This window comes from Klebsiella sp. CN_Kp100, assembly GCF_040065315.1.
GTDB lineage: Bacteria > Pseudomonadota > Gammaproteobacteria > Enterobacterales > Enterobacteriaceae > Klebsiella > Klebsiella oxytoca.
The window spans coordinates 1-20,215 of the sequence record NZ_JBEAIJ010000038.1; the positions used below are offsets into that span (position 1 = coordinate 1).

At 47.3% G+C, this 20,215-nt stretch carries 17 protein-coding genes; 11 read left to right on the forward strand and 6 right to left on the reverse strand.

Annotated features, from left to right (window positions below; all coding sequences use genetic code 11):
• Positions 1-255: 255 nt before the first annotated feature.
• From ABLV12_RS14580 to xseB, 4 genes are read right to left on the reverse strand one after another with little or no spacing between them, the layout of a single operon-like run.
• Positions 256-1,230: an aldo/keto reductase gene (locus ABLV12_RS14580; protein ID WP_064397052.1), complete on the reverse strand. Its 975-nt coding sequence runs from the start codon at positions 1,228-1,230 to the stop codon at positions 256-258.
• Between the two features lie 59 nt (positions 1,231-1,289).
• Complete coding sequence (gene dxs / locus ABLV12_RS14585; RefSeq protein WP_160885686.1) at positions 1,290-3,152, reverse strand: 1-deoxy-D-xylulose-5-phosphate synthase; 1,863 nt, start codon at positions 3,150-3,152, stop codon at positions 1,290-1,292.
• 18 nt (positions 3,153-3,170) lie between these two features.
• Complete coding sequence (ispA, locus tag ABLV12_RS14590; protein ID WP_004099466.1) at positions 3,171-4,070, reverse strand: (2E,6E)-farnesyl diphosphate synthase; 900 nt, start codon at positions 4,068-4,070, stop codon at positions 3,171-3,173.
• Positions 4,071-4,313 carry an exodeoxyribonuclease VII small subunit gene (gene xseB / locus ABLV12_RS14595; RefSeq protein WP_004099468.1) on the reverse strand — a complete coding sequence of 81 codons (243 nt, stop codon included), beginning with the start codon at positions 4,311-4,313 and terminating at the stop codon, positions 4,071-4,073.
• Positions 4,314-4,511: 198 nt separating this feature from the next.
• Here xseB and thiI point away from each other — a divergent pair, with 198 nt between their 5' ends.
• Together thiI and ABLV12_RS14605 are read left to right on the forward strand one after the other, a co-directional pair.
• The gene (thiI, locus tag ABLV12_RS14600; protein WP_024273832.1) at positions 4,512-5,960 is read left to right on the forward strand and encodes a tRNA uracil 4-sulfurtransferase ThiI; all 1,449 of its coding nucleotides are present in this window, start codon (positions 4,512-4,514) and stop codon (positions 5,958-5,960) included.
• 23 nt (positions 5,961-5,983) lie between these two features.
• The gene (locus ABLV12_RS14605; RefSeq protein ID WP_064397050.1) at positions 5,984-6,616 is read left to right on the forward strand and encodes a hypothetical protein; all 633 of its coding nucleotides are present in this window, start codon (positions 5,984-5,986) and stop codon (positions 6,614-6,616) included.
• A 29-nt stretch (positions 6,617-6,645) separates the two neighbouring features.
• On the opposite strand, the gene yajL is transcribed toward ABLV12_RS14605, so the two are convergent.
• Both yajL and panE read right to left on the reverse strand, forming a co-directional pair.
• Positions 6,646-7,239, reverse strand: a complete 594-nt coding sequence (gene yajL / locus ABLV12_RS14610) for a protein deglycase YajL (RefSeq protein ID WP_023320432.1) — start codon at positions 7,237-7,239, stop codon at positions 6,646-6,648.
• Positions 7,202-8,113: a 2-dehydropantoate 2-reductase gene (gene panE, locus ABLV12_RS14615; RefSeq protein ID WP_004099477.1), complete on the reverse strand. Its 912-nt coding sequence runs from the start codon at positions 8,111-8,113 to the stop codon at positions 7,202-7,204. The genes yajL and panE overlap by 38 nt, the downstream gene beginning before the upstream one ends.
• 142 nt (positions 8,114-8,255) lie before the next feature.
• Here panE and ABLV12_RS14620 point away from each other — a divergent pair, with 142 nt between their 5' ends.
• From ABLV12_RS14620 to ABLV12_RS14660, 9 genes are all read left to right on the forward strand, one after another.
• Positions 8,256-8,747: a YajQ family cyclic di-GMP-binding protein gene (locus ABLV12_RS14620; RefSeq protein WP_004099480.1), complete on the forward strand. Its 492-nt coding sequence runs from the start codon at positions 8,256-8,258 to the stop codon at positions 8,745-8,747.
• 1,179 nt (positions 8,748-9,926) lie between these two features.
• Positions 9,927-12,653 carry a filamentous hemagglutinin N-terminal domain-containing protein gene (locus ABLV12_RS14625; RefSeq protein WP_224314304.1) on the forward strand — a complete coding sequence of 909 codons (2,727 nt, stop codon included), beginning with the start codon at positions 9,927-9,929 and terminating at the stop codon, positions 12,651-12,653.
• Between the two features lie 64 nt (positions 12,654-12,717).
• A complete protein-coding gene (locus tag ABLV12_RS14630) occupies positions 12,718-14,364 on the forward strand; it encodes a ShlB/FhaC/HecB family hemolysin secretion/activation protein (protein WP_335269480.1) in 1,647 nt (548 codons plus the stop codon).
• A gap of 18 nt (positions 14,365-14,382) precedes the next feature.
• The gene (acpS, locus tag ABLV12_RS14635) at positions 14,383-14,751 is read left to right on the forward strand and encodes a holo-ACP synthase (protein WP_004099485.1); all 369 of its coding nucleotides are present in this window, start codon (positions 14,383-14,385) and stop codon (positions 14,749-14,751) included.
• 18 nt (positions 14,752-14,769) lie between these two features.
• Positions 14,770-15,525: an SDR family NAD(P)-dependent oxidoreductase gene (locus ABLV12_RS14640; protein ID WP_348867127.1), complete on the forward strand. Its 756-nt coding sequence runs from the start codon at positions 14,770-14,772 to the stop codon at positions 15,523-15,525.
• Positions 15,526-15,528: 3 nt separating this feature from the next.
• Complete coding sequence (locus ABLV12_RS14645; protein ID WP_064397041.1) at positions 15,529-16,077, forward strand: 3-hydroxyacyl-ACP dehydratase FabZ family protein; 549 nt, start codon at positions 15,529-15,531, stop codon at positions 16,075-16,077.
• A 19-nt stretch (positions 16,078-16,096) separates the two neighbouring features.
• On the forward strand, positions 16,097-16,378 hold the full coding sequence (locus tag ABLV12_RS14650) for a phosphopantetheine-binding protein (protein ID WP_004099489.1): 282 nt from the start codon (positions 16,097-16,099) through the stop codon (positions 16,376-16,378).
• A gap of 31 nt (positions 16,379-16,409) precedes the next feature.
• Complete coding sequence (locus tag ABLV12_RS14655) at positions 16,410-17,570, forward strand: aminomethyltransferase family protein (protein WP_064397039.1); 1,161 nt, start codon at positions 16,410-16,412, stop codon at positions 17,568-17,570.
• An 81-nt stretch (positions 17,571-17,651) separates the two neighbouring features.
• On the forward strand, positions 17,652-20,213 hold the full coding sequence (locus tag ABLV12_RS14660; protein WP_348867128.1) for a beta-ketoacyl-[acyl-carrier-protein] synthase family protein: 2,562 nt from the start codon (positions 17,652-17,654) through the stop codon (positions 20,211-20,213).
• The last annotated feature ends 2 nt before the right edge of the window (positions 20,214-20,215 follow it).

The window sequence follows — 20,215 nt, forward strand, 5'->3', positions numbered from 1 at the left end:
TTTGCGCCGCCCCCGGGAGCAAAGCGCAGAGTGGCATAATTTCCCGGAGGCGGTGCTGCGCACCTGTCCGGGCTACTGTCCCGCAGACGGTGGAAAACTCGTAGCCCGGTAAGGCGCTTTGCGCCGCCCCCGGGAGCAAAGCGCAGAGTGGCATAATTTCCCGGAGGCGGTGGTCAACCCGTTGTCCGCAGATATTGGTGAATCTGTAGCCCGGCTAAGCGCAGCGCGAGCCGGGAATCTGGTAGGGACGGCGGGTTACTTGAACCCCACAATCGGGTGCGGTTTATACGGTGCTTCCAGCTTCTCAATCTGCTCTGTCGTCAGCGTTAAATCGACCGCATGCAGCAGTTCATCCAGCTGTTCCTGCCTTGACGCGCCGATAATCGGCGCGGCCACGCCGGGCTTGCTCAATAGCCAGGCCAGCGCGACCTGAGCGCGCTCGGCATCAAGCTCTTCCGCGACCTCCGCAAGGTTTGCGGCAATCTGCTCGTCATTCTCATCCATGGCATTATAGAGCGACTTACCGAATTCATCCGATACCAGGCGGGCGGTGGTTTCTCCCCAGGGACGCGTCAGACGACCGCGCGCAAGCGGGCTCCAGGGCATTACCGCGACCCCTGCGCGGCTGCACAGCGGTAACATCTCATTCTCTTCTTCGCGGTAAATTAAATTGTAATGATCCTGCATGGTGACGAAGCGAGCCCAGTTATTTTGCTCCTGCAATGCCAGCGCCTGCGCGAACTGGCGCGCATGCATCGACGATGCGCCGATATAGCGGGCTTTACCCGCCTTGACGACGTCGTTGAGCGCCTCGAGGGTTTCTTCAATGGGCGTGGTGTAATCCCAGCGATGGATCTGCAGCAGGTCGACATACTCCATGCCGAGACGGCGCAGGCTGTCGTCAATAGATCGCAGGATCTGCGCCCGCGACAGTCCCTGCGGCAGATCGCCCACCTGATGATAAACCTTGGTCGCGACAATTACGGAATCGCGTCGGGCATATTCGCGCAGCGCGCGGCCGAGGATCTCTTCGCTGCTGCCGTCAGAGTAATTATTGGAGGTGTCGAAAAAGTTAATCCCGCCTTCGAGGGCGTATTTAATGAGCGGGCGGCTGCTCTCTTCCGGTAAGGTCCATGCATGGTTGCCGCGGTCCGGTTCGCCGAAGGTCATACAGCCAAGGCAGAGCCGGGAGACGCGGAGATCGGTATCGCCAAGAGGGATATAGTGCATAGTGCGCTCCTGCTACGGATAAAAGTATCCCTTAAGCATAGCAGGAGCGGTGACGGCAATTATGCTAGCCAGGCGTGGATTTTGGCTTCAATTCCTGCGGCGTCGAGGCCGAGATCGGCATACGCTTCTTCCTGGGTTCCCTGCGGGATGAAGAAATCAGGCAGGCCGAGATTCAGCACCGGCACCGCGCGACGGCGAGACATCAGCAGCTCATTCACGCCGCTGCCCGCGCCGCCCATAATGGCATTCTCTTCCAGCGTAACCAGCACCTCGTGTTCTGCGGCCAGCTGTAGCACCAGCGCTTCATCCAGCGGTTTGGCAAAGCGCATATCCACCAGAGTGGCGTTAAGCTTCTCCGCGACTTTGGCGGCCTGTGGCAGCAGCGTGCCGAAGTTAAGGATGGCGATCTTCTCGCCTTCGCGTTTCACCACGCCTTTACCGATAGGCAGCGATGCCAGCGGTTCAAAGGCAGCACCGGTACCGGAGCCACGCGGATAGCGCACTGCGCTCGGGCCGTTGTTGTAGTGATAGCCGGTATAGAGCATCTGGCGACATTCATTCTCGTCGCTTGGCGTCATGATAACCATATCCGGGATGCAGCGCAGGAAGGAGATATCAAATGCGCCCTGATGGGTCTGACCGTCAGCGCCAACGATTCCTGCGCGGTCGATAGCGAACAGCACCGGCAGCTTCTGGATAGCGACATCGTGAATCACCTGGTCGTAGGCGCGCTGCAGGAAGGTTGAATAAATCGCCACCACCGGCTTATAGCCGCCAATCGCCAGGCCAGCGGCAAAGGTGACCGCATGCTGTTCGGCGATAGCCACGTCGAAATACTGGCCGGGATACTTTTTCGAAAACTCGACCATTCCTGAACCCTCGCGCATCGCGGGGGTAACGGCCATCAGCTTATCATCCTTTGCGGCGGTTTCGCACAGCCAGTCGCCGAAGATTTTCGAGTAAGTTGGCAGGCCGCCGCTGCTTTTAGGTAGCACGCCGCTGGTGTGATCGAACTTCGGCACCGCGTGGAAGGTAATCGGGTCTTTTTCGGCGGGCTCATAGCCGCGGCCTTTTTTGGTCATGATATGCAGGAACTGCGGACCTTTCAGATCGCGCATGTTCTTCAACGTGTTAACCAGACCGATAACATCGTGGCCGTCCACCGGCCCAATGTAGTTAAAGCCCAGCTCTTCAAACAGCGTCCCCGGAACCACCATCCCTTTGATATGTTCCTCGGTGCGTTTGAGCAGCTCTTTAATCGGCGGTACGCCAGAGAAGACCTTTTTGCCGCCTTCGCGCAGCGTGGAGTAGAGTTTTCCGGAAAGCAGCTGCGCCAGATGATTGTTTAGCGCGCCGACGTTCTCAGAGATCGACATTTCGTTATCGTTGAGCACTACCAGCAGGTCGGGTTTGATATCACCAGCGTGGTTCATCGCTTCAAACGCCATCCCGGCGGTGATCGCCCCGTCGCCGATCACGCAGACCGCGCGACGCTGCTTATCTTCTTTGGCCGCGGCGATGGCTATGCCGATGCCGGCGGAGATAGAAGTGGACGAGTGGCCGACGCTAAGAACGTCATACTCGCTCTCCCCGCGCCAGGGAAAGGGGTGCAGTCCGCCTTTCTGACGGATAGTCCCGATTTGATCGCGGCGTCCGGTCAGAATTTTATGCGGGTAAGCCTGGTGGCCGACGTCCCAGATAAGGCGATCGAAAGGCGTGTTATAGACGTAGTGCAGCGCCACGGTTAGCTCTACCGTGCCGAGGCCGGAGGCAAAGTGCCCGCTGGAGCGGCTGACGCTGTCCAGCAGGTAGCGCCGCAGTTCGTCGCACAGTTTCGGCAGGCTATCTTTCGGCAACAAACGCAACTCCTGGGTGGAGTCCACCAGCGCCAGGGTCGGGTATTTGGCAATATCAAAACTCATCAGAGACTCATTTATTGTTTATTTATCACGCTGAATTATGTAATTCGCGAGCGCTTCCAGTGCCGTGGTATCCAGAGATTGCGCGGCCAGCTCGTTTAACGACCGGCGGGCGTCGGTAATCAGGTCATGGGCCTTTTTCCGGGCTTGCTCAAGTCCCAGAAGGGCGGGGTAGGTACTTTTGCCCAACTGCTGGTCGGCTCCCTGACGTTTGCCAAGGGTGGCAGTATCCCCTACCACGTCGAGAATGTCATCCTGGACCTGGAAGGCGAGACCGATATTTTCTGCGTATCGATCGAGAGCGGGCAACGCTCTGCGTCCGGCTTCACCTGCGCTCAGTGCGCCCATTCGTACCGCTGCGCGAATCAATGCACCGGTCTTATGGCGATGAATACGCTCCAGCGACGGCAGGTCAACCTGATGACCTTCCGCTTCCAGATCCAGCGCCTGACCGCCGCACATCCCGGCGATGCCGCTGGCCTGCGCCAGTTCAGAAATCATCGCCAGACGATCGCGATCCGGTACTTCCGGCATCGGCGCATCACTCAGTATAGAAAACGCCAGCGTTTGTAGGGCGTCTCCAGCAAGAATTGCGTTCGCTTCACCGAATTTTATATGGCAGGTGGGCTGACCACGGCGCAAATCATCATCGTCCATTGCCGGAAGATCGTCGTGCATTAGCGAATAGGCATGGATGCATTCGACGGCGGCGGCGGGAGCGTCCAGCGTAGCGCGGCTAACGCCAAACATGTCGCCGGTCGCGTAAACCAGAAACGGGCGCAGGCGCTTGCCGCCCAATAGTGCGCCGTACTGCATGGCTTCGACCAGCGGAGTGTTCTGAAAGGGCTGCGGAGCGATAAAACGACGCAGCGCTTCGTTAGCCTGCTCAACGCACGACTGTAGCTGTTGCGGAAAATCCATTTATTCAGCGTCCGGCGTAAAAGGCGTCAGCGGCGCATCTTCGCTATCCGCCAGCAAAATTTGCACGCGCTGCTCGGCCTGCTGCAGCTTTGCCTGCCCCTGGCGCGCAAGCTGTATGCCGCGCTCGAATTCGCCGAGCGCTTCTTCTAGCGGCAGCGAGCCGCTTTCCAGACGATTAACAATCTGCTCCAGCTCGCCCAGGGCGGTCTCAAAGCTGGCCGGGGCCTCATTTTTCTTTGGCATAGTGAATATAGACTCTTGTTATGTCTCGATGGCTATCAATATGGTAACGAAGTCGCGCGGTTAATCAAATAACGCGCAATGCCAGGTGAAAAGCGTCCAATAGTGGTATACTCCGCGCCCTGGATGCAGACGCCGATCGCGCCTGTACAACTTTTTATGCTTAAAGCCCCGTCGGGCTTGCCAACGAATATTGTCGCCATGAAGTTTATCATTAAATTGTTCCCGGAAATCACCATCAAAAGCCAATCTGTGCGATTGCGCTTCATTAAAATTTTAACCGGGAACATTCGTAACGTTCTCAAAAACTATGATGAGACGCTTGCCGTCGTTCGTCATTGGGATCATATCGAGGTTCGGGCAAAGGATGAAAACCAGCGCCTGGCTATTCGCGATGCCCTGACCCGTATCCCCGGTATTCACCATATTCTTGAAGTCGAGGACGTTCCTTATACTTCCCTGCACGATATTTTCGAGCAGACGCTGCCGCTGTGGCGTGAAGCGCTGGAAGGTAAAACCTTCTGCGTGCGCGTTAAGCGCCGCGGTAAGCATGAGTTTACCTCAATCGAAGTCGAGCGCTACGTTGGCGGCGGTTTGAACCAACATATTGAAACGGCGCGCGTGAAGTTAACCGACCCCGATGTGACGGTGAACCTCGAGATTGAAAACGATCGCCTGCTGCTGGTTAAAGGGCGCTATGAAGGTATTGGCGGTTTCCCGATAGGCACCCAGGAAGACGTGTTGTCGCTTATTTCCGGCGGTTTCGACTCCGGCGTCTCCAGCTATATGCTGATGCGTCGCGGTTGTCGCGTGCACTACTGCTTCTTTAATCTCGGCGGCGCTGCGCATGAAATCGGCGTACGTCAGGTGGCGCACTACCTGTGGAACCGTTTCGGCAGTTCCCACCGGGTACGTTTCGTGGCGATTAACTTCGAACCCGTGGTTGGCGAGATTCTGGAAAAAGTCGATGATGGCCAGATGGGCGTGGTGCTCAAGCGTATGATGGTTCGCGCGGCGTCAAAAGTCGCCGAGCGCTACGGCGTGCAGGCGCTGGTTACCGGCGAAGCGCTGGGACAGGTCTCCAGCCAGACGCTGACCAACCTGCGTCTGATCGACAACGTCTCGGATACCCTGATTCTGCGTCCGCTGATTTCACACGATAAAGAGCACATTATTAACCTGGCGCGTGAAATCGGTACCGAAGATTTTGCCCGTACCATGCCGGAATACTGCGGCGTTATCTCGAAGAGCCCGACCATTAAAGCGGTAAAGGCGAAGATCGAGGCGGAAGAAGAGCACTTCGATTTCGACATCCTGGAAAGAGTGGTAGCGGAAGCGACGAATATCGATATCCGCGATATTGCTCAGCAGACAGAACAGGACGTGGTGGAGGTGGAAACCGTTAGCGGCTTTGGCCCGAACGACGTAATCCTCGACATTCGTTCTGTCGACGAACAGGATGACAGGCCGTTAAAGGTGGAAGGCGTGGATGTGGTCTCTCTGCCGTTCTATAAGCTCAGCACTAAATTTGGCGATCTCGACCAGAATAAAACCTGGCTGCTGTGGTGTGAACGCGGCGTGATGAGCCGCCTGCAGGCGCTGTATCTGCGCGAGCAGGGCTTCCAGAACGTGAAGGTGTATCGCCCATAACAAATTGATAACAAGGATGTTATATGATTCCTGAACAACCCGCACGCCAGGATGGCGTGCCGTTGACGTTTTATATTCCGGGACAGTGTTTGTCGTTTTCCCAATACCTGTGGGGAGCGAGGCTGGCCCGGCTCGCATTGCCAGAACGTCGCCGCCGTTTAGCTCCTGTACCCGCATTTCTTATTAGCACACTTATTATGTGGCTGATTTTTGCCTTTTTTGCGTCATTGAGCGATGGTCATTATCAGTTCAGATTAAGCGCCTGGTCCATTAGCGATGGGGCGGGCGAGTATCTTTTCAGGTTACGCAATTCAAAGGTGATAGCCGTTTTTCTGGGATGCTACATTGTCGGCGTGTTGACCATCCGGCTTCTTTATCGCCGATTTCAGAGATGTTGGTCCCGTCGCTTTTATGACGCCAATGAAGCTATTCGCAGCGGATATTGCCTTCAGCTGTGGGAGGAGGGCGTAAGCTGGATGGATCACTCTAATCAAAATTACCGGGCTTTTCTGGCGTGGAGACACGTTAAGGGGATCGTAACTCACGGAAAAATGGATTATTTAGATTTAGGGACCTTAGGATTTTTGTGGATCCCCGTTGATTTAGATGCGTATCCGCGAGCGCAGGTATTCAGGTTTATTGAACGTCAAATGTGAAGGTAACGGCGGAAATTTCCGCCGTTGGCTCACGCTTCGTAGTAGTTATAAATTCCCGCCGCCATGACCAGCTGTGATGCGACTTCATGGGCTTTTTCACGCCCAACCAGCAGATCAATTATCTTTAAAGCGAAATCAATGGACGTCCCGGGCGCCTGGCTGGTAAGTAGCTTAACGCGAGCATCCCAGACGACGCGCCTGTCCTGCCACTGCCCGGCAGGAATGCGATCTTTCAACCCGGGAAATCCGGTCATATTGCCGATGGGGAACAGATTATGCGGCACCAGTACGGTGGCCGCCGCGGCGCAGATCGCTGCGACGATACGCCCGGAAAGGTGAAACTGACGCACGGTCTCAACCAGCAGAGGGCTGTCGCGGAAGCACTCGGCGCCCTTAATGCCGCCAGGAAGAATGATGATATCGAAGTCGCTATCGGCCACTTCCACCAGTGGCGCATCGGCCAGCAGCTTGACGCCGCGCGAGCAGACAATCGTCAGATCGCCATCGCTGGCGACGCTGGCGGTTGTGACCTTTATGCCGCCGCGAACGAGTAAATCTATGGTGGTGACCGCTTCGGTCTCTTCGCTACCAGGGGCGAGGCAAATCAGTGCCGACGCGCTCATATTCATTCTCCTTACGCTTAACCAGTTCAAACAGACGGGTATTTTCAGGTACGGCTATACCGTGGGCTCGAGCACGCTTTAGCAGAAAACCGGTAATATAGTCGATTTCCGTATGGCGCTGGGCGAGAATATCCTGCAGCATTGAAGAAGTATTTTCTGCCGTACTTTCAATAACCTGATGAACATAGAATAACAGGTTTTCCGGCGAGGTATGCATCCCCTCGCGCTCCATAACCGCCGCAACTTCATAGCAGATGTCAGCGACCTCCTGAGGATATTCGCGTAAGGCGCCGTTCTGGCAGTTCTTCAACGCCGTCAGCGGGTTGATCACGCAGTTAACCGCCAGCTTACTCCAGATTGCGGGGTAGATATTATTATGCCAGGCAACGTCAGGTAGCACGCCCTGGAGCACATCGGCAAGATAACTGTAGTCCTGCGGATAATTTTTCGCCGGACCAATGTGGCTGGTGCCATTGGCAACGTGGACAATGACGTTGCCGTCGCGGCGAGCAGCCTGGGTTGTCGAAGCCATCAGCAGCGGCTGTCTGATGCTTTTAAGCTCATCCACGGTTCCCATACCGTTATGCATGAGCAAAACAGGCGATGATGAGGGCAAAATTGCGCTCAGGTTTTTCACCGCGTTGGAGACCTGCCAGGCTTTCAGTGTGACCAGCAACAGGTCGCTACTGGCGAGAAAATCAGGATCGTTAGCGATAAATGATTCATTAAACACGCTACCGTCGGTATCAATGACATTGACGCTACAGAATGGCTGGGGGACGCGTAACCAGCCCTGGACTTCATGCCCGTGTTTGTACAGCGCAGTTAGCCATAACTGTCCCAGTGCACCGCATCCGAGTACGGTTACTTTCATTATTCCTCCTCACCTGTGAGTGCTGCATCAGGTGCTCATGGCTAAAGTATAGCGTTATCAGTTATCCTTTCGGGATAACAAGTTGAGTTATGTCGCGTTGCAGGTATTATGCAACGCAAAAGAAACTGAAGGAGAGGAAAAGATGCCATCTTTCGATATTGTCTCTGAAGTTGATCTTCAGGAAGTTCGAAACGCCGTAGAGAACGCGACCCGTGAAGTTGAATCGCGTTTTGATTTTCGTAACGTCGAAGCGAGCTTTGAACTGAACGAAAAGAACGAGTCCATCAAGGTCCTCAGTGAGTCTGATTTCCAGATTAATCAACTGCTGGATATTCTGCGCGCCAAGCTGCTTAAACGCGGAATTGAAGGCAGTTCTATTGAAGTTCCGGATGAGTTCGTGCATAGCGGTAAGACCTGGTTTGTCGATGCAAAGCTGAAGCAGGGAATTGAGAGCGCGACGCAGAAGAAAATCGTTAAGCTTATCAAGGACAGTAAGCTGAAGGTGCAGGCGCAGATCCAGGGTGAAGAAATTCGCGTTACTGGAAAATCTCGTGACGATCTGCAGGCGGTTATGGCGCTGGTACGCGGCGGTGATTTAGGTCAGCCGTTCCAGTTCAAAAATTTCCGCGATTAGTCAGCATGTTCAGATAGTACGCGCTTATCCGGCCCATTAGATCGGTCGGATAAGCCGTCGCTCATTTTGACTCACGTTCTGAATCATGACTTTTAAATGTGAAATAAATGAGTTCAACTACACAATAATATTCCCTTTAGTTAATCAATCTCCTCTCAGCCTCGCAACAGCGGCTTGTTCTCAGACATCAAGCCCGCATATCGATTATGACTGGTAAGCGGTACAGCACGCCAGTTGCATAATAGTGGCGATAGCCGGCAAGGTTATGTCCTTGAGCTTGCATTCAAATATATTTCATGTTTTGCCATGCTAACTCCTTAATAGACTATTCATTGACTTATTAGCATTTTTACCCATCAAAGAGTTGGTTGAATTATTCGACCTTCACTATGTTGCCGCCATATAAAATTTGTACGGTCGGGGAATATGGAGATGTTTTTATTCATCGTACTTATTATTTACCTGCCTGGTATTTTTATAATTTAATATTCAATGACACATTGCATAAGGTAGCAGAAAGAGATGAAAATAAAATTAAAGCGATTTCAGATAGATAATACTAACATCCGGATGTTTACCAGAACCCTCCCTTTATTAATATTGTGAAATGAGTTTTCGAACGAATAGCGCCTGGCTGAATGGTGTGTTTATCTGAGGTTGCTTCTAGAATCAAATAAAATCAGAGTGTTGAAGCCCGGCTTTGAGGGGGTATTCTTTTTGATTACGCATGAAAAAACAGTAGCCACAACGTTCAGGATGTCAGATACCCTCCAGATTATTTTTAAGAGAATATTCATTTTTGATCTTAATCATGAAAGTCTGGAAGTTAATATAATGGGTAATAATTCACTTTTGTTTATTAAACTATTCGAGGAAAGTATAGCGAAGTCAGTAAAGTGTTGTATGAAATCGCTGTGGTGGGCAAGGATAATACCAGCGGCCTTAACCATAAGTTACAGAACAGGGATAAGCTTAAACGGATAATAACCCCTGCAGAGGATGTGTTTTGTAAATTAAAAATATAATCGACTAAACATTTTGCTTAAAAATATTAAAGTTTATGCTTCATATATTTCATAAATCATATTAGTAACTGTTTACAAGATGTTGATGAATTGAATGTGATTTACACACAAGGATCGGTGCACTAATTAGTGTGCTAAAAATGGTCTGATGTGAATGATGATGCTTGCTCATTGTGTAATTCCATTAGGCTGTGCTCTATCAATACTATCTGAAAAGGTTTATATGAAACATTACGCGAATAAAAAAAGAATGCTAAAATTAAATCCTGTTGCTGCTTCAATATTACTGCTTTTACCGGTAATAGCCCAGGCTGATATCTCAATCATTAATGGGAACGTCACGTCAGCAAACGGTGTTCCTGTTGTGAATATTAAAGAAGCAAATAGCAAAGGACTTTCACATAACGTTTACGAAACACTGAACGTGGGCAAAGAAGGGGTGATTTTCAATAACTCCGCCAGCGCCGTGCAAACGACTCTGGCCGGGCAGATTGAAGGTAATGCTAATCTCGCGGGGGGAACCGCGAAAGTTATTTTGAACGAAGTAACTTCAAAAAATGCAAGTACCATCAACGGGATGATGGAAGTGGCCGGCGACTCTGCTCATCTCATCATTGCTAACCCAAATGGGATTACCACCCAAGGGGGCGGTTTCATCAATGCGGAAAAAGGGACGCTGACGACCGGTACGCCAAATGTAAAAGATGGTGCATTAACCGGTTATACCGTGAAGGGCGGCAGTATTACTGTTGGTAACTTCCAAAGCGAATCACCTACAGAAATTTTAGCCCGCAGCGTCAAAGTGAACGGAAGTCTGAGAGTTGATGAGCTATCAGTCATCGCAGGCAACAACGTTATCGATGTCGATGGTTCTATCACCGGCACAGTGGAGGCCATCGATAAAGCTGCTTCCTATGGCGTGGATGTCTCTAAACTCGGCGGTATGTATGCCAACCGCATTAATTTGATTAGCACTGAAGGCGGCGTTGGGGTACGTAACGAAGGGACTATTGCCGGCGGTGCCAGTGGCCTTAATATCACTAGCAACGGTAAGCTAATAAATAACAGCGCTATGATCCAATCTAGTGGCGACATAGCTGTAAATACCAATGGTGCTCTGGATAATATAAACGGTAAAATTAACAGTGGGAGAAGTATTACAATTGATACTGCCAAAAGCAGCATCAATAATACCACTGGGGGAAATATTTCTGCTGCATCAGATATTAACATTCTAAGCGGTGCACTGGATAATGCCAATGGTAAGATTGCATCTGGAGGAATGTTAACGGTTAATACCAATAATAATAAGCTGAACAACTCCGGAAGAAGCAAAAACGCTGGTATCGAAGCGGCAATAGTACTTATCGAGAGCGGTGAACTCAGCAATAGTAATGGTCAAATACATGGCAATTATATTAATCTAAAGAATAGCTCTATGGCTAATAACTCTGGCGTTATTGATGCCGATGGAAACGTAGAGATTAATAGTACTGGTAATATAGAAAATATAACTGGCTTGATTCGCTCCAGTGCAGCTAATGTGAAAATAACAACTACTAAAGCTGTTAAAAATAACAATAATAAATCACTCGATCCTGCCGGTGCGGAAGCCAAAGGTATAATTTCTGGGAGCGGCACAGACATCTCTGCAGATTATGTCTTTAATAATGCTGGAACAATCGCCTCAGCCGGTGATATTAAATTAAAGACCACTAGAGATATCGATAACTACCAGGGGAAAATTGAAAGTAGCCAGAATATTTCAATCGAAGGTCGTGAGCTGCGGACCAGCCAGGCCGGAATCAATGGTATAAAAGGTGTTGATATCGAGCTTAGCGACAAATTTGATAGCCGTCTTGCTATGGTAACGTCTACCGAGGGTGACGTATCGATTAAAGCTAACAAAATCATTAATGACAGCTCATTGATTCTCGCCAAAAATATCAATGTTGAATCAGGCTCATATCTGGACAGCAAGTATTCAATGATGGTCTCCGATGAAAATCTGACGTTAAAGGCGGAAGGCGATATTAATGTTAGTTCTAGTAACATGTTTGGTTTTTATGCAGGGCAATATTTCGGCTATATCAATCAGGAAGGTGGCATAATCGCCGGTAAAGATCTGAATATAACTGCAAAAAATGTCAACAATACATCTGGGCGTATTGTTTCTCAGTCGGGAGATACTAATATTAATCTTTCCGGGAACCTGACAAACAACAAAGGGCAGGTTGTTGCTAATTCCGGCAACATGAATATTGATGCCAAACATGTTGCCGCGGATTATTCAACTATTTACAGTGCAGGTAACATGAATATCAATGTTGACTCGCTGTCTTTAGAAGGAAACGGTTCTATCGCTAAAAATACCGCAACTGGCATTATTTCCTCAGATAGAGATATTTTCATAAATGTTAATGGTGATTATTTCAATAATGGCTGGATTAGTGGCAAGGGGGATGTGACTGTAAAAAGTACCGGCTATTTAAGAAATTCTCATACCATTAATGCTGACGGGAATCTTAACGTTAGTGGATATACTATAGCTAACAATAAAGATATCGTTTCTGGCAAGGCATTGACAATTACTACCAATACTGACTTGACCAACAATGCTAATGGTAATATCACTGGGTATACGACCAGGGTCGATGCTAATAATGTCTCTAATATGGGTAACCTGGTTGCTTCATCCCAACTCAATTTGAATGTGGCAAATAATATCTATAACTATTTGAATATCTATACCGAAGGAAAAGCCGTAATCAATGCCAAAAAAGTTATCAATACTGGCTTTTGGGCTGTCTTTGGCGGGGCTCAAGGACTTCAGACAGCTGCAAATATAACAAATATATTTGGTACTGTGGTTGGTAAATAGATAGAACGCTAAATATAAGGTAAAGGCAGCAAGGGATTGCTGCTTTTACCTGTCAGGAAACGAAATGGATATTCGATATATTTTCAGCGCGGCCTTGATATTAATGAGTTTCAGCTCGAAGACGTTTGCAGACATGCCGCTCGGGCGTATGATAAAAGAACAGCAGAGTAATGATAATACATCAATCAAAGAACGGAAGATTGAAAAAAAAGATGTTTTTTCGCAAGCCGTACAGGAAATAGCGGTGGATAGCGATTTTCCACAAGAGACGCCATGCTATGATATTGACGAGCTTATTCTCGAAAATGACTTCCTGAACGATCGCTGGATCCAAAAAATTAAAAAAAGAATCACCGGTAAGTGTTTGGGGGTCAAAGGATTACAAAAAGCAGCTGTCGTTTTGCAGGATCACTTTATAAATTCCGGGTACATAACAACACGAGTCGAGATACCTTCTCAGGATCTTTTGACTAAAAAACTAAAGCTGCGAGTTATTCCTGGGCGAATATCACAAGTTATTATATCTGATAATGATATAAGTACATGGGGGTTGCCCTTTAAGGAAGGAGATATTCTGAATGTCAGGGATATTGAGCAGGGGCTGGAAAATATACAGAGGACGCCTTGGGTTGATGTTAAGATAAATATCATACCTGGCGTTAACAACGGTACCAGTGAAGTTGAGATTAAACCTCAGCGTACTAAAAGATGGAATTTAAGAACAACATATAACAATTTTGGTGATAAAAGTACTGGCAACCAACTCTTAGGGACAACCGGTTATCTTTATAATTTAACGAAATCTAGCGATCTTTTTTATTTGGCCGGTACCAGTAGTCAGACAGGAGGGTATAAAAATGTTAGCACCTACTATAGTATCCCTTTTGGATATTCTGAATTAAGCCTTTTTTATAGTAGTAGTAAATCAAAACAGAGTATTGATGTTGGCCCCTATGATTTTGACTATGTGGGGAAGACGCAGTACTTCAGCCTTAAGGGATCACGAATGCTGCATCGTGATGCGAGTTCAAAGCTTTCCGCCAATGCAGAACTTATCAGACGCAAGTATGATTATACATTAGGGGGGGAAGAATTAGCTTTACAAAAACGCGATATGAGTAATTTGAAGCTCGGGGTAAATTACAAGAAAAATTTCCCTGGGGCCGTATTAGATTCCAGTTTAAGCTGGCAACGTTTTATCAAGGCCTTAGGAAGTACAGAAACGCCGGATATGCGTAACGGAGATGTAAATCGCCAGAGTCAGATCATGAATCTGAATGTGAATTATATGAAATGGCTAACTTCATTACCTGTTGATGCTTATTATGAACTTAATCTCGGTGTACAGTATACGCCGGATAATCTTACTCTACAGGATCAGCTTACAATAGGCGACCGTTGGAGTGTTCGTGGCTTTGATGATAGTGGAGGAATTTATGGTAATAAGGGATTTTATATACAGAACACGCTCAATCTTATTACAGGTTATAAAAACATAACTCCCTATTTTGGTTTGGATTATGGCCAAATCATCGGTAAGGTCCCGGTGCAGGAGATTGAGAGTAAAAAAATAATGGGCGGCATAACCGGTTTAAAAGGAGTTGTTTATGGTTTGGAGTACGATTTATCCTTATCGAGCCCTTTTGTCTACCCCGATAATTTAAATGTAGATAAGTATAAAGTTAAGTTTAACTTTAATTACCAATTATAACTATCGTAGCGATAAATCATGCGTGTTGGTACGGATATTGTTGAAGTGGAAAGAATTATTCAGGCCTTGACGAACAGCAATTCTTGCTTTTTACAGAGAGTGTTTACTCATGCTGAGATTAATAAAATTAACCCGCACGACCCAAATTATGAGCGCGCTTCTGGGTTCTGGGCGGCAAAAGAATCAATTGTAAAAGCAGTAGGTTATGGGTTTAACAATAAAATCCGCTTTCATGATATTGAGGTCACGCATGATGAATATGGAAAGCCAGCGTTTTTGATAACCGGAAGACTGAAGGAAATCCTCGATGAGCAAGGAGTTGCTAATATCTCCTTAAGTATCTCTCATTGCCGTACTCATGCAATCGCAGTGACTATTCTTTGTTAATTAAGGTGATCAATAGATATGTATAATTATAATGACCTCGTTGATAAAACCGTATTAGTCACAGGCGCCAGCGGTGATATCGGTCACGCCATTTGCGGCAAATTTCTTGAGCAAGGATGCGTCGTTTATGCACTTTACTGCACCAATAAAGCGCAGTTGAAGGAGCTTCAATCACATCATCCTGCTGGAAAAAAACTTCATCTCCTGCAGGGGGATCTATCGAATCAGGAAGATGTTGCGGCCATATGTGCACAATTATCCAGTGATAAAGGAAAACTGGATGTTTTAGTGAACAATGCAGGAATAGTGAAAGATAACCTCTTTGCTGCTATGACTTTTGATGATTTTAGCTCTGTTATTAATACTAATCTTCTGGGGCTTTTTCGCTTGACTAAAGAGGTCTTACTTTTGTTACGTTCGGCCCAGAACCCTGCAATCATTAATGTTGCATCTATTGCTGCTATTGTTCCGAGTATTGGTCAGGTTAATTATAGCGCTTCCAAAGGTGCCATTTTAAGTTTCACACGAACGCTTGCCGCTGAGCTTGCGCCGCGGGGCGTACGAGTAAATGCCGTTGCGCCGGGAATGATCGAATCAAAAATGGTTAAAAAAGTGTCTCGTACGGTAGTGCGTGAAGTCACTAATTCAATTCCGCTTAAGCGCCTTGGGAAATGTGAAGAAGTTGCAGATACTATTGTTTATTTGAGCTCTTCTGCTTCAAGCTATATTGTCGGGCAAACCATCGTCATTGATGGTGGTATGGTTATGCGGTGATATATGTCAAAATTTAAGATCCCGACAAAAGTTTTTCTGGCTATGGGTGGGTGGCGCCAGCCATTGTTAATGGTAGATAGAATCGATGATTTTAAGTATGGCGAGAATGGGTATGTTAAAGTGATAAAGCATGTCACTTATAATGAACCGTATCTTCTTGGCCATTTTCCTGAAGATCCTATCATGCCAGGGGCTATTATTTCGGAGATATTTGGCCAGGCTAGTGAATATTTCTCTTTTTTGTGTGACATTTGCGATATTTATCAACTACGCACAGGGCGAGAATTTCTGTCTCTGCGTGATATCCACACATATATAGATCAACCTGATATGCTTGAAGTTATACATAAGCGTCGGGCACAGGTACGTGGAGTACTGGCTGCGCAAAATTTGAAGTTTAAAGGCTCAGCTTATCCGGGGGATACTATTGAAGTGGTAAGTAAACTCGCGTTTTCTGATAATAATGGCTTTAAACATTACTCGGTTATTGCCAATGTAGGTAAGAAAATTATAAGCCAGGGCACCATTATCAATTTTCGGGAAGTTTTATAATTTATCGTAAGGGAATGTTATGACTGATATTAATGAGAAGATCGATCAAAGAAAATCAATACTTGTGACTATAAAAGCGGAGCTTATTCATCGGCTTAATATTCAACGTGAAGAGCATCAAATTGATGACGATACTCCTTTGTTTGGTAATGGACTGAAGTTGGACTCTGTTGATGCGACGGAGATTATCGTCATGCTTGATAAGGCTTTTAACATTCAAGTGCAAGAAGGGGATGATCCATCATATATGAGAAGTATTAATAGCCTTGCTTCATTTATTATTCAGAAAAAACATTCCTGATGTCAATCATGTTAATTTATAAAGGTGTTTTATGAGCTCGCTTTTCGATTTACATTTAAAAGATAATGCTGTGATGGGCAATTATAACAACCGGAGCATACCTTCATCCTATCATGATATTTTAGATGAATATAAAGCGGTGAGAGAGAATGCTTTGCTGGTCGACTACTCTCATATGGCCATTGTTAGCGTAACAGGTGAAGATGCATGGATTCTTGTAAATCACATTGCCTCTGCTGACATTTCAATTGTACGAGATGAACAAGGAATTTATTCACTCGTCTTGAATGACGACGGGACTATCCTTGGTGATATGTATGTGCTGTGTGCCATGGATGGTTATTATATATTGTCTGAAAATATTTCTGTTGCCAGGATTATTGAAGTCCTTAAGTTCGCAGCGGAAAAATATGATGATTTAGGTATTCAGGAGAACCCGGAAATAAAATCCATGGAAGACGATAACTGGGGGGCTATCATGCTTGAAGGGCCATATTCCTGGGAGTTGATGTCCGAGATCTATGGATATGATATCATCGGTCTTCCTTATTGCGAATACATGAATACTGAAGATGACTTAATTGTCTTCCGCTGCGGTAAGCATGGGGAGTTTGCCTATCAAGTAATTGGCCCTCAAAGTTTACTCGTTGAACTATGGGTTAAATTACAAAAGATAGGAGTTAAGTACTTACTTAAAACTGGCGGTTTGGATTACCAGCGTATAGTTCGCGTAGAAAATCCTGGCTGGGATCAAAGCATTTACGCAGAATATTCAACAAACCCTGTCGAATTACAATTGCAGTGGGCTATCCAGTATGACAAGGAAGATTTCATCGGCAAAGCTGCTGTTGAGCTGATGTCTGCCCAGAGTGCTGCTCGCAAAGTTGTTGGCATTGTTCCGTGCGTTAATTGCGCGTCGCTTAGCAAGGATGATAAAATCCTTGTTAATGGGCAGACCGTTGGGTTTATTATTAATGCTGTATATTCTCCGGCTGCGCAAAGTTGGATAGCGTTGGCGTTTATTAATACCCCTTATGCACTATCAGACATCGACGGTTACATAATAAAAACAGCGCACGGTGATATTGCGGCAAAAACTAATACTTTACCATTTATATATAATTTCAGTTTGCTGGTTAACCCGACAACGCATAGCTATATTGATCCATCGAAAGCGAAAAGTGTTTTATAAAGCATAGAGTATTAAAGTTAACTTGCTAAACACGCTCGTTATTTTTTATTTGCTGTTTAAATCAAGGGTTTTCCGGATATTATGAAAACAAACAGGAAAAGAGTAGTTATCACAGGGATGGGCATCCTGTCATCTCTTGCGGATAATATTAAGGATTTCAGGCTAGCCCTGCTACAGAAAGAAAATGGTATTACTGATAGCGCACGTTTTTCAGAATGGTTTGAAAACGCACGGGCGGCCGAAGTACTACATGAAATCGATTGTCCTGAATTATCTGAGGAGATTATTGCCTCGCTCGATAACGTTGCGCTGTGGGCATATAAGGTTGGCAGGGACGCGTTGATACAGGCCGGCCTGGTTAACTGCCCTCGTTGCCTTGATGAGATGGGCTTAATAGTTGGCGTTTCCTCTGCGGGTACAGAAGCCTTCCTGCCGCTTTTTGAGCAGCGAATTCAGGATTTTTCCTTACGTAAGGCGATGTATTCCGGTGGCTTCTCTTCCTGCTGTTCCAGCGTTTCGACATTGTTAGGGCTGAAAGGTGGAGTCGAACTGGTTGCCACGGCCTGTACAGCAAGCCCTAATGCCGTAGGTATGGCATTCGATTATATTCAGAATGGCAAGAGTAGCGCTATGCTGGCAGTTGGGACGGAGCCGATCTATTTACCGACCTTTGCTGGCTTTTATGCTCTCAATGTCATGCATCCCGTATCCTGTTCACCTTTCTCTGGCCAATCCGGTATGTCAATTGGCGAGGGGGCGGGGGCTATTGTACTGGAAGAGTATGAACACGCCATTGCACGCGGCGCTACCATCTATGGCGAGATTCTTTCTTATGCCACATCCTGCGACGCTTACCACGAAACAGGGCCCGATCCGCGAGCCAGCGGAGCAGTACAAGTTATGTTAAAGGCCATGGCTAATGCGGGGATTACACCCGATCAGGTTGATTATATTAATGCGCACGGAACAGGTACTGAAGCTAACGATCAAATCGAAACGTTGGCGATGAAAAAAGTGTTTCGCGACATTGAAAATATTCCGATCAGTTCTACGAAATCCTACTTTGGCCATAATATTGGCGCTGCCGGAATCGTTGAACTTATAGCTTGCCTGGTCACTTTGCCTGACCAACAGGTACTACCTACCCTTAATTTCACTGAGGCTCGGCCTAACTGCGATCTGGATTACGTCCCGAATGAGTTCGTAAAAAAAGATATTAATATCTTTATGAAGAATAACTATGCATTCGGGGGTAACAACTGCTGCATGATTGTAAGCACCAGGCCGTGCTCGGTTCCGGTGACTTCATATGAGGCCAAAAGGGTAGCGATAACTGGCATAGGAGCTGTATCCGCTATTGGGCATCGTATCAATGAAATACTTACGAATATTAGTCAAATTGAAAGCAGCGCCGTCGAGCTTGAGGAGATCATTTTCCCTCAAGATGTATTAAATGAAGCTGAAGAGCTGCTGCATGTTTTAATAAAGGGCAGGCAGTTTGAGGAACTTTTTGGGGATAATTATGGCATTGCCAGCTGTGAAGCTTCGCATGAACCATCCACCTTTAAAACTTTCCAGGTCAAAGGGCTTGAGCCGCGTAAACACCTGCGTCGCTTCGATTCGCGTAAGGCTACTCGTGGCGGTACCTTCGCACTAATTGCGCTTACGGAAGCGCTAAATATGGCTAAGCGACGTATTAAGCGCGATGGAGAAGAACTCGGTCTGGTTATGGGCATGGCGCGCGGGCCACAAGAGACAACTTATAAATATTTGCAGAGTCTGAAGCCAGACCCTGGAAAGGTACGTACGTCGGAGTTTCCTGGTTCACTGATGAATGCTATTGCAACTTTTTGCGGTATTTCTGAAGGGGTAAAAGGGTACACCACTACTCTTGCAACCGGTGAAAATGCGGCTCTTGGCGCATTAACTTATGGTTATGAGATCATTCGCCAGCAGCTTCAGCCGCAAGTTATTGTCGGGGGCGCTGATGAGTATTTCCCATCCATGTCTCTGTACATGGATGGGGTGACGCAGAAGATTCACGCGGCATCTGATGTCGGGGACTATCAGGTCTATGCTAAAGAAGCGAAGGGCTACGTACCTGGCGAAGGCGCCTGTATGTTAATGCTCGAAGATCCGCTTGCGGCCGCTGCGCGCGGCGCTGAGGTTTTAGCGGAAGTTGTCGGGTATGGTAAATCATGCAACAACAGCTATTTTGATGTTACTCAAATTGATGAAAAATCCAGCGCAATGGCCTTAGCAATCGAACGCGCGCTTAATGATGCGGGAATTTGTGCCAGAGATATCGATTTGGTGTGTGGCACCAGCAACGGAAGCATTGAGAATTCAACAATTGAGTTGAATGCCATATATGAATCATTTCATCAGGTTAATCCAACAGTCCCGGTAGTCAACTACAACGCCTTTTTCGGCTTCGTGGCTTCGTGTGCAGGCTTGTTGAATCTGATCATACTTCTTGATTGTATTAAAAAGCAGGCAGTTCCTGCTATACCGTATACCAGCGACTTTGTTGATCAGCGTATAAATTTTGTGCGTCAGCCTCTGAATATCAAAATTAAATATGTATTGCTGGTAGGGGCGACGGAAGGCGGCAACTATTACGCAATTATTATCAAAGGATAATA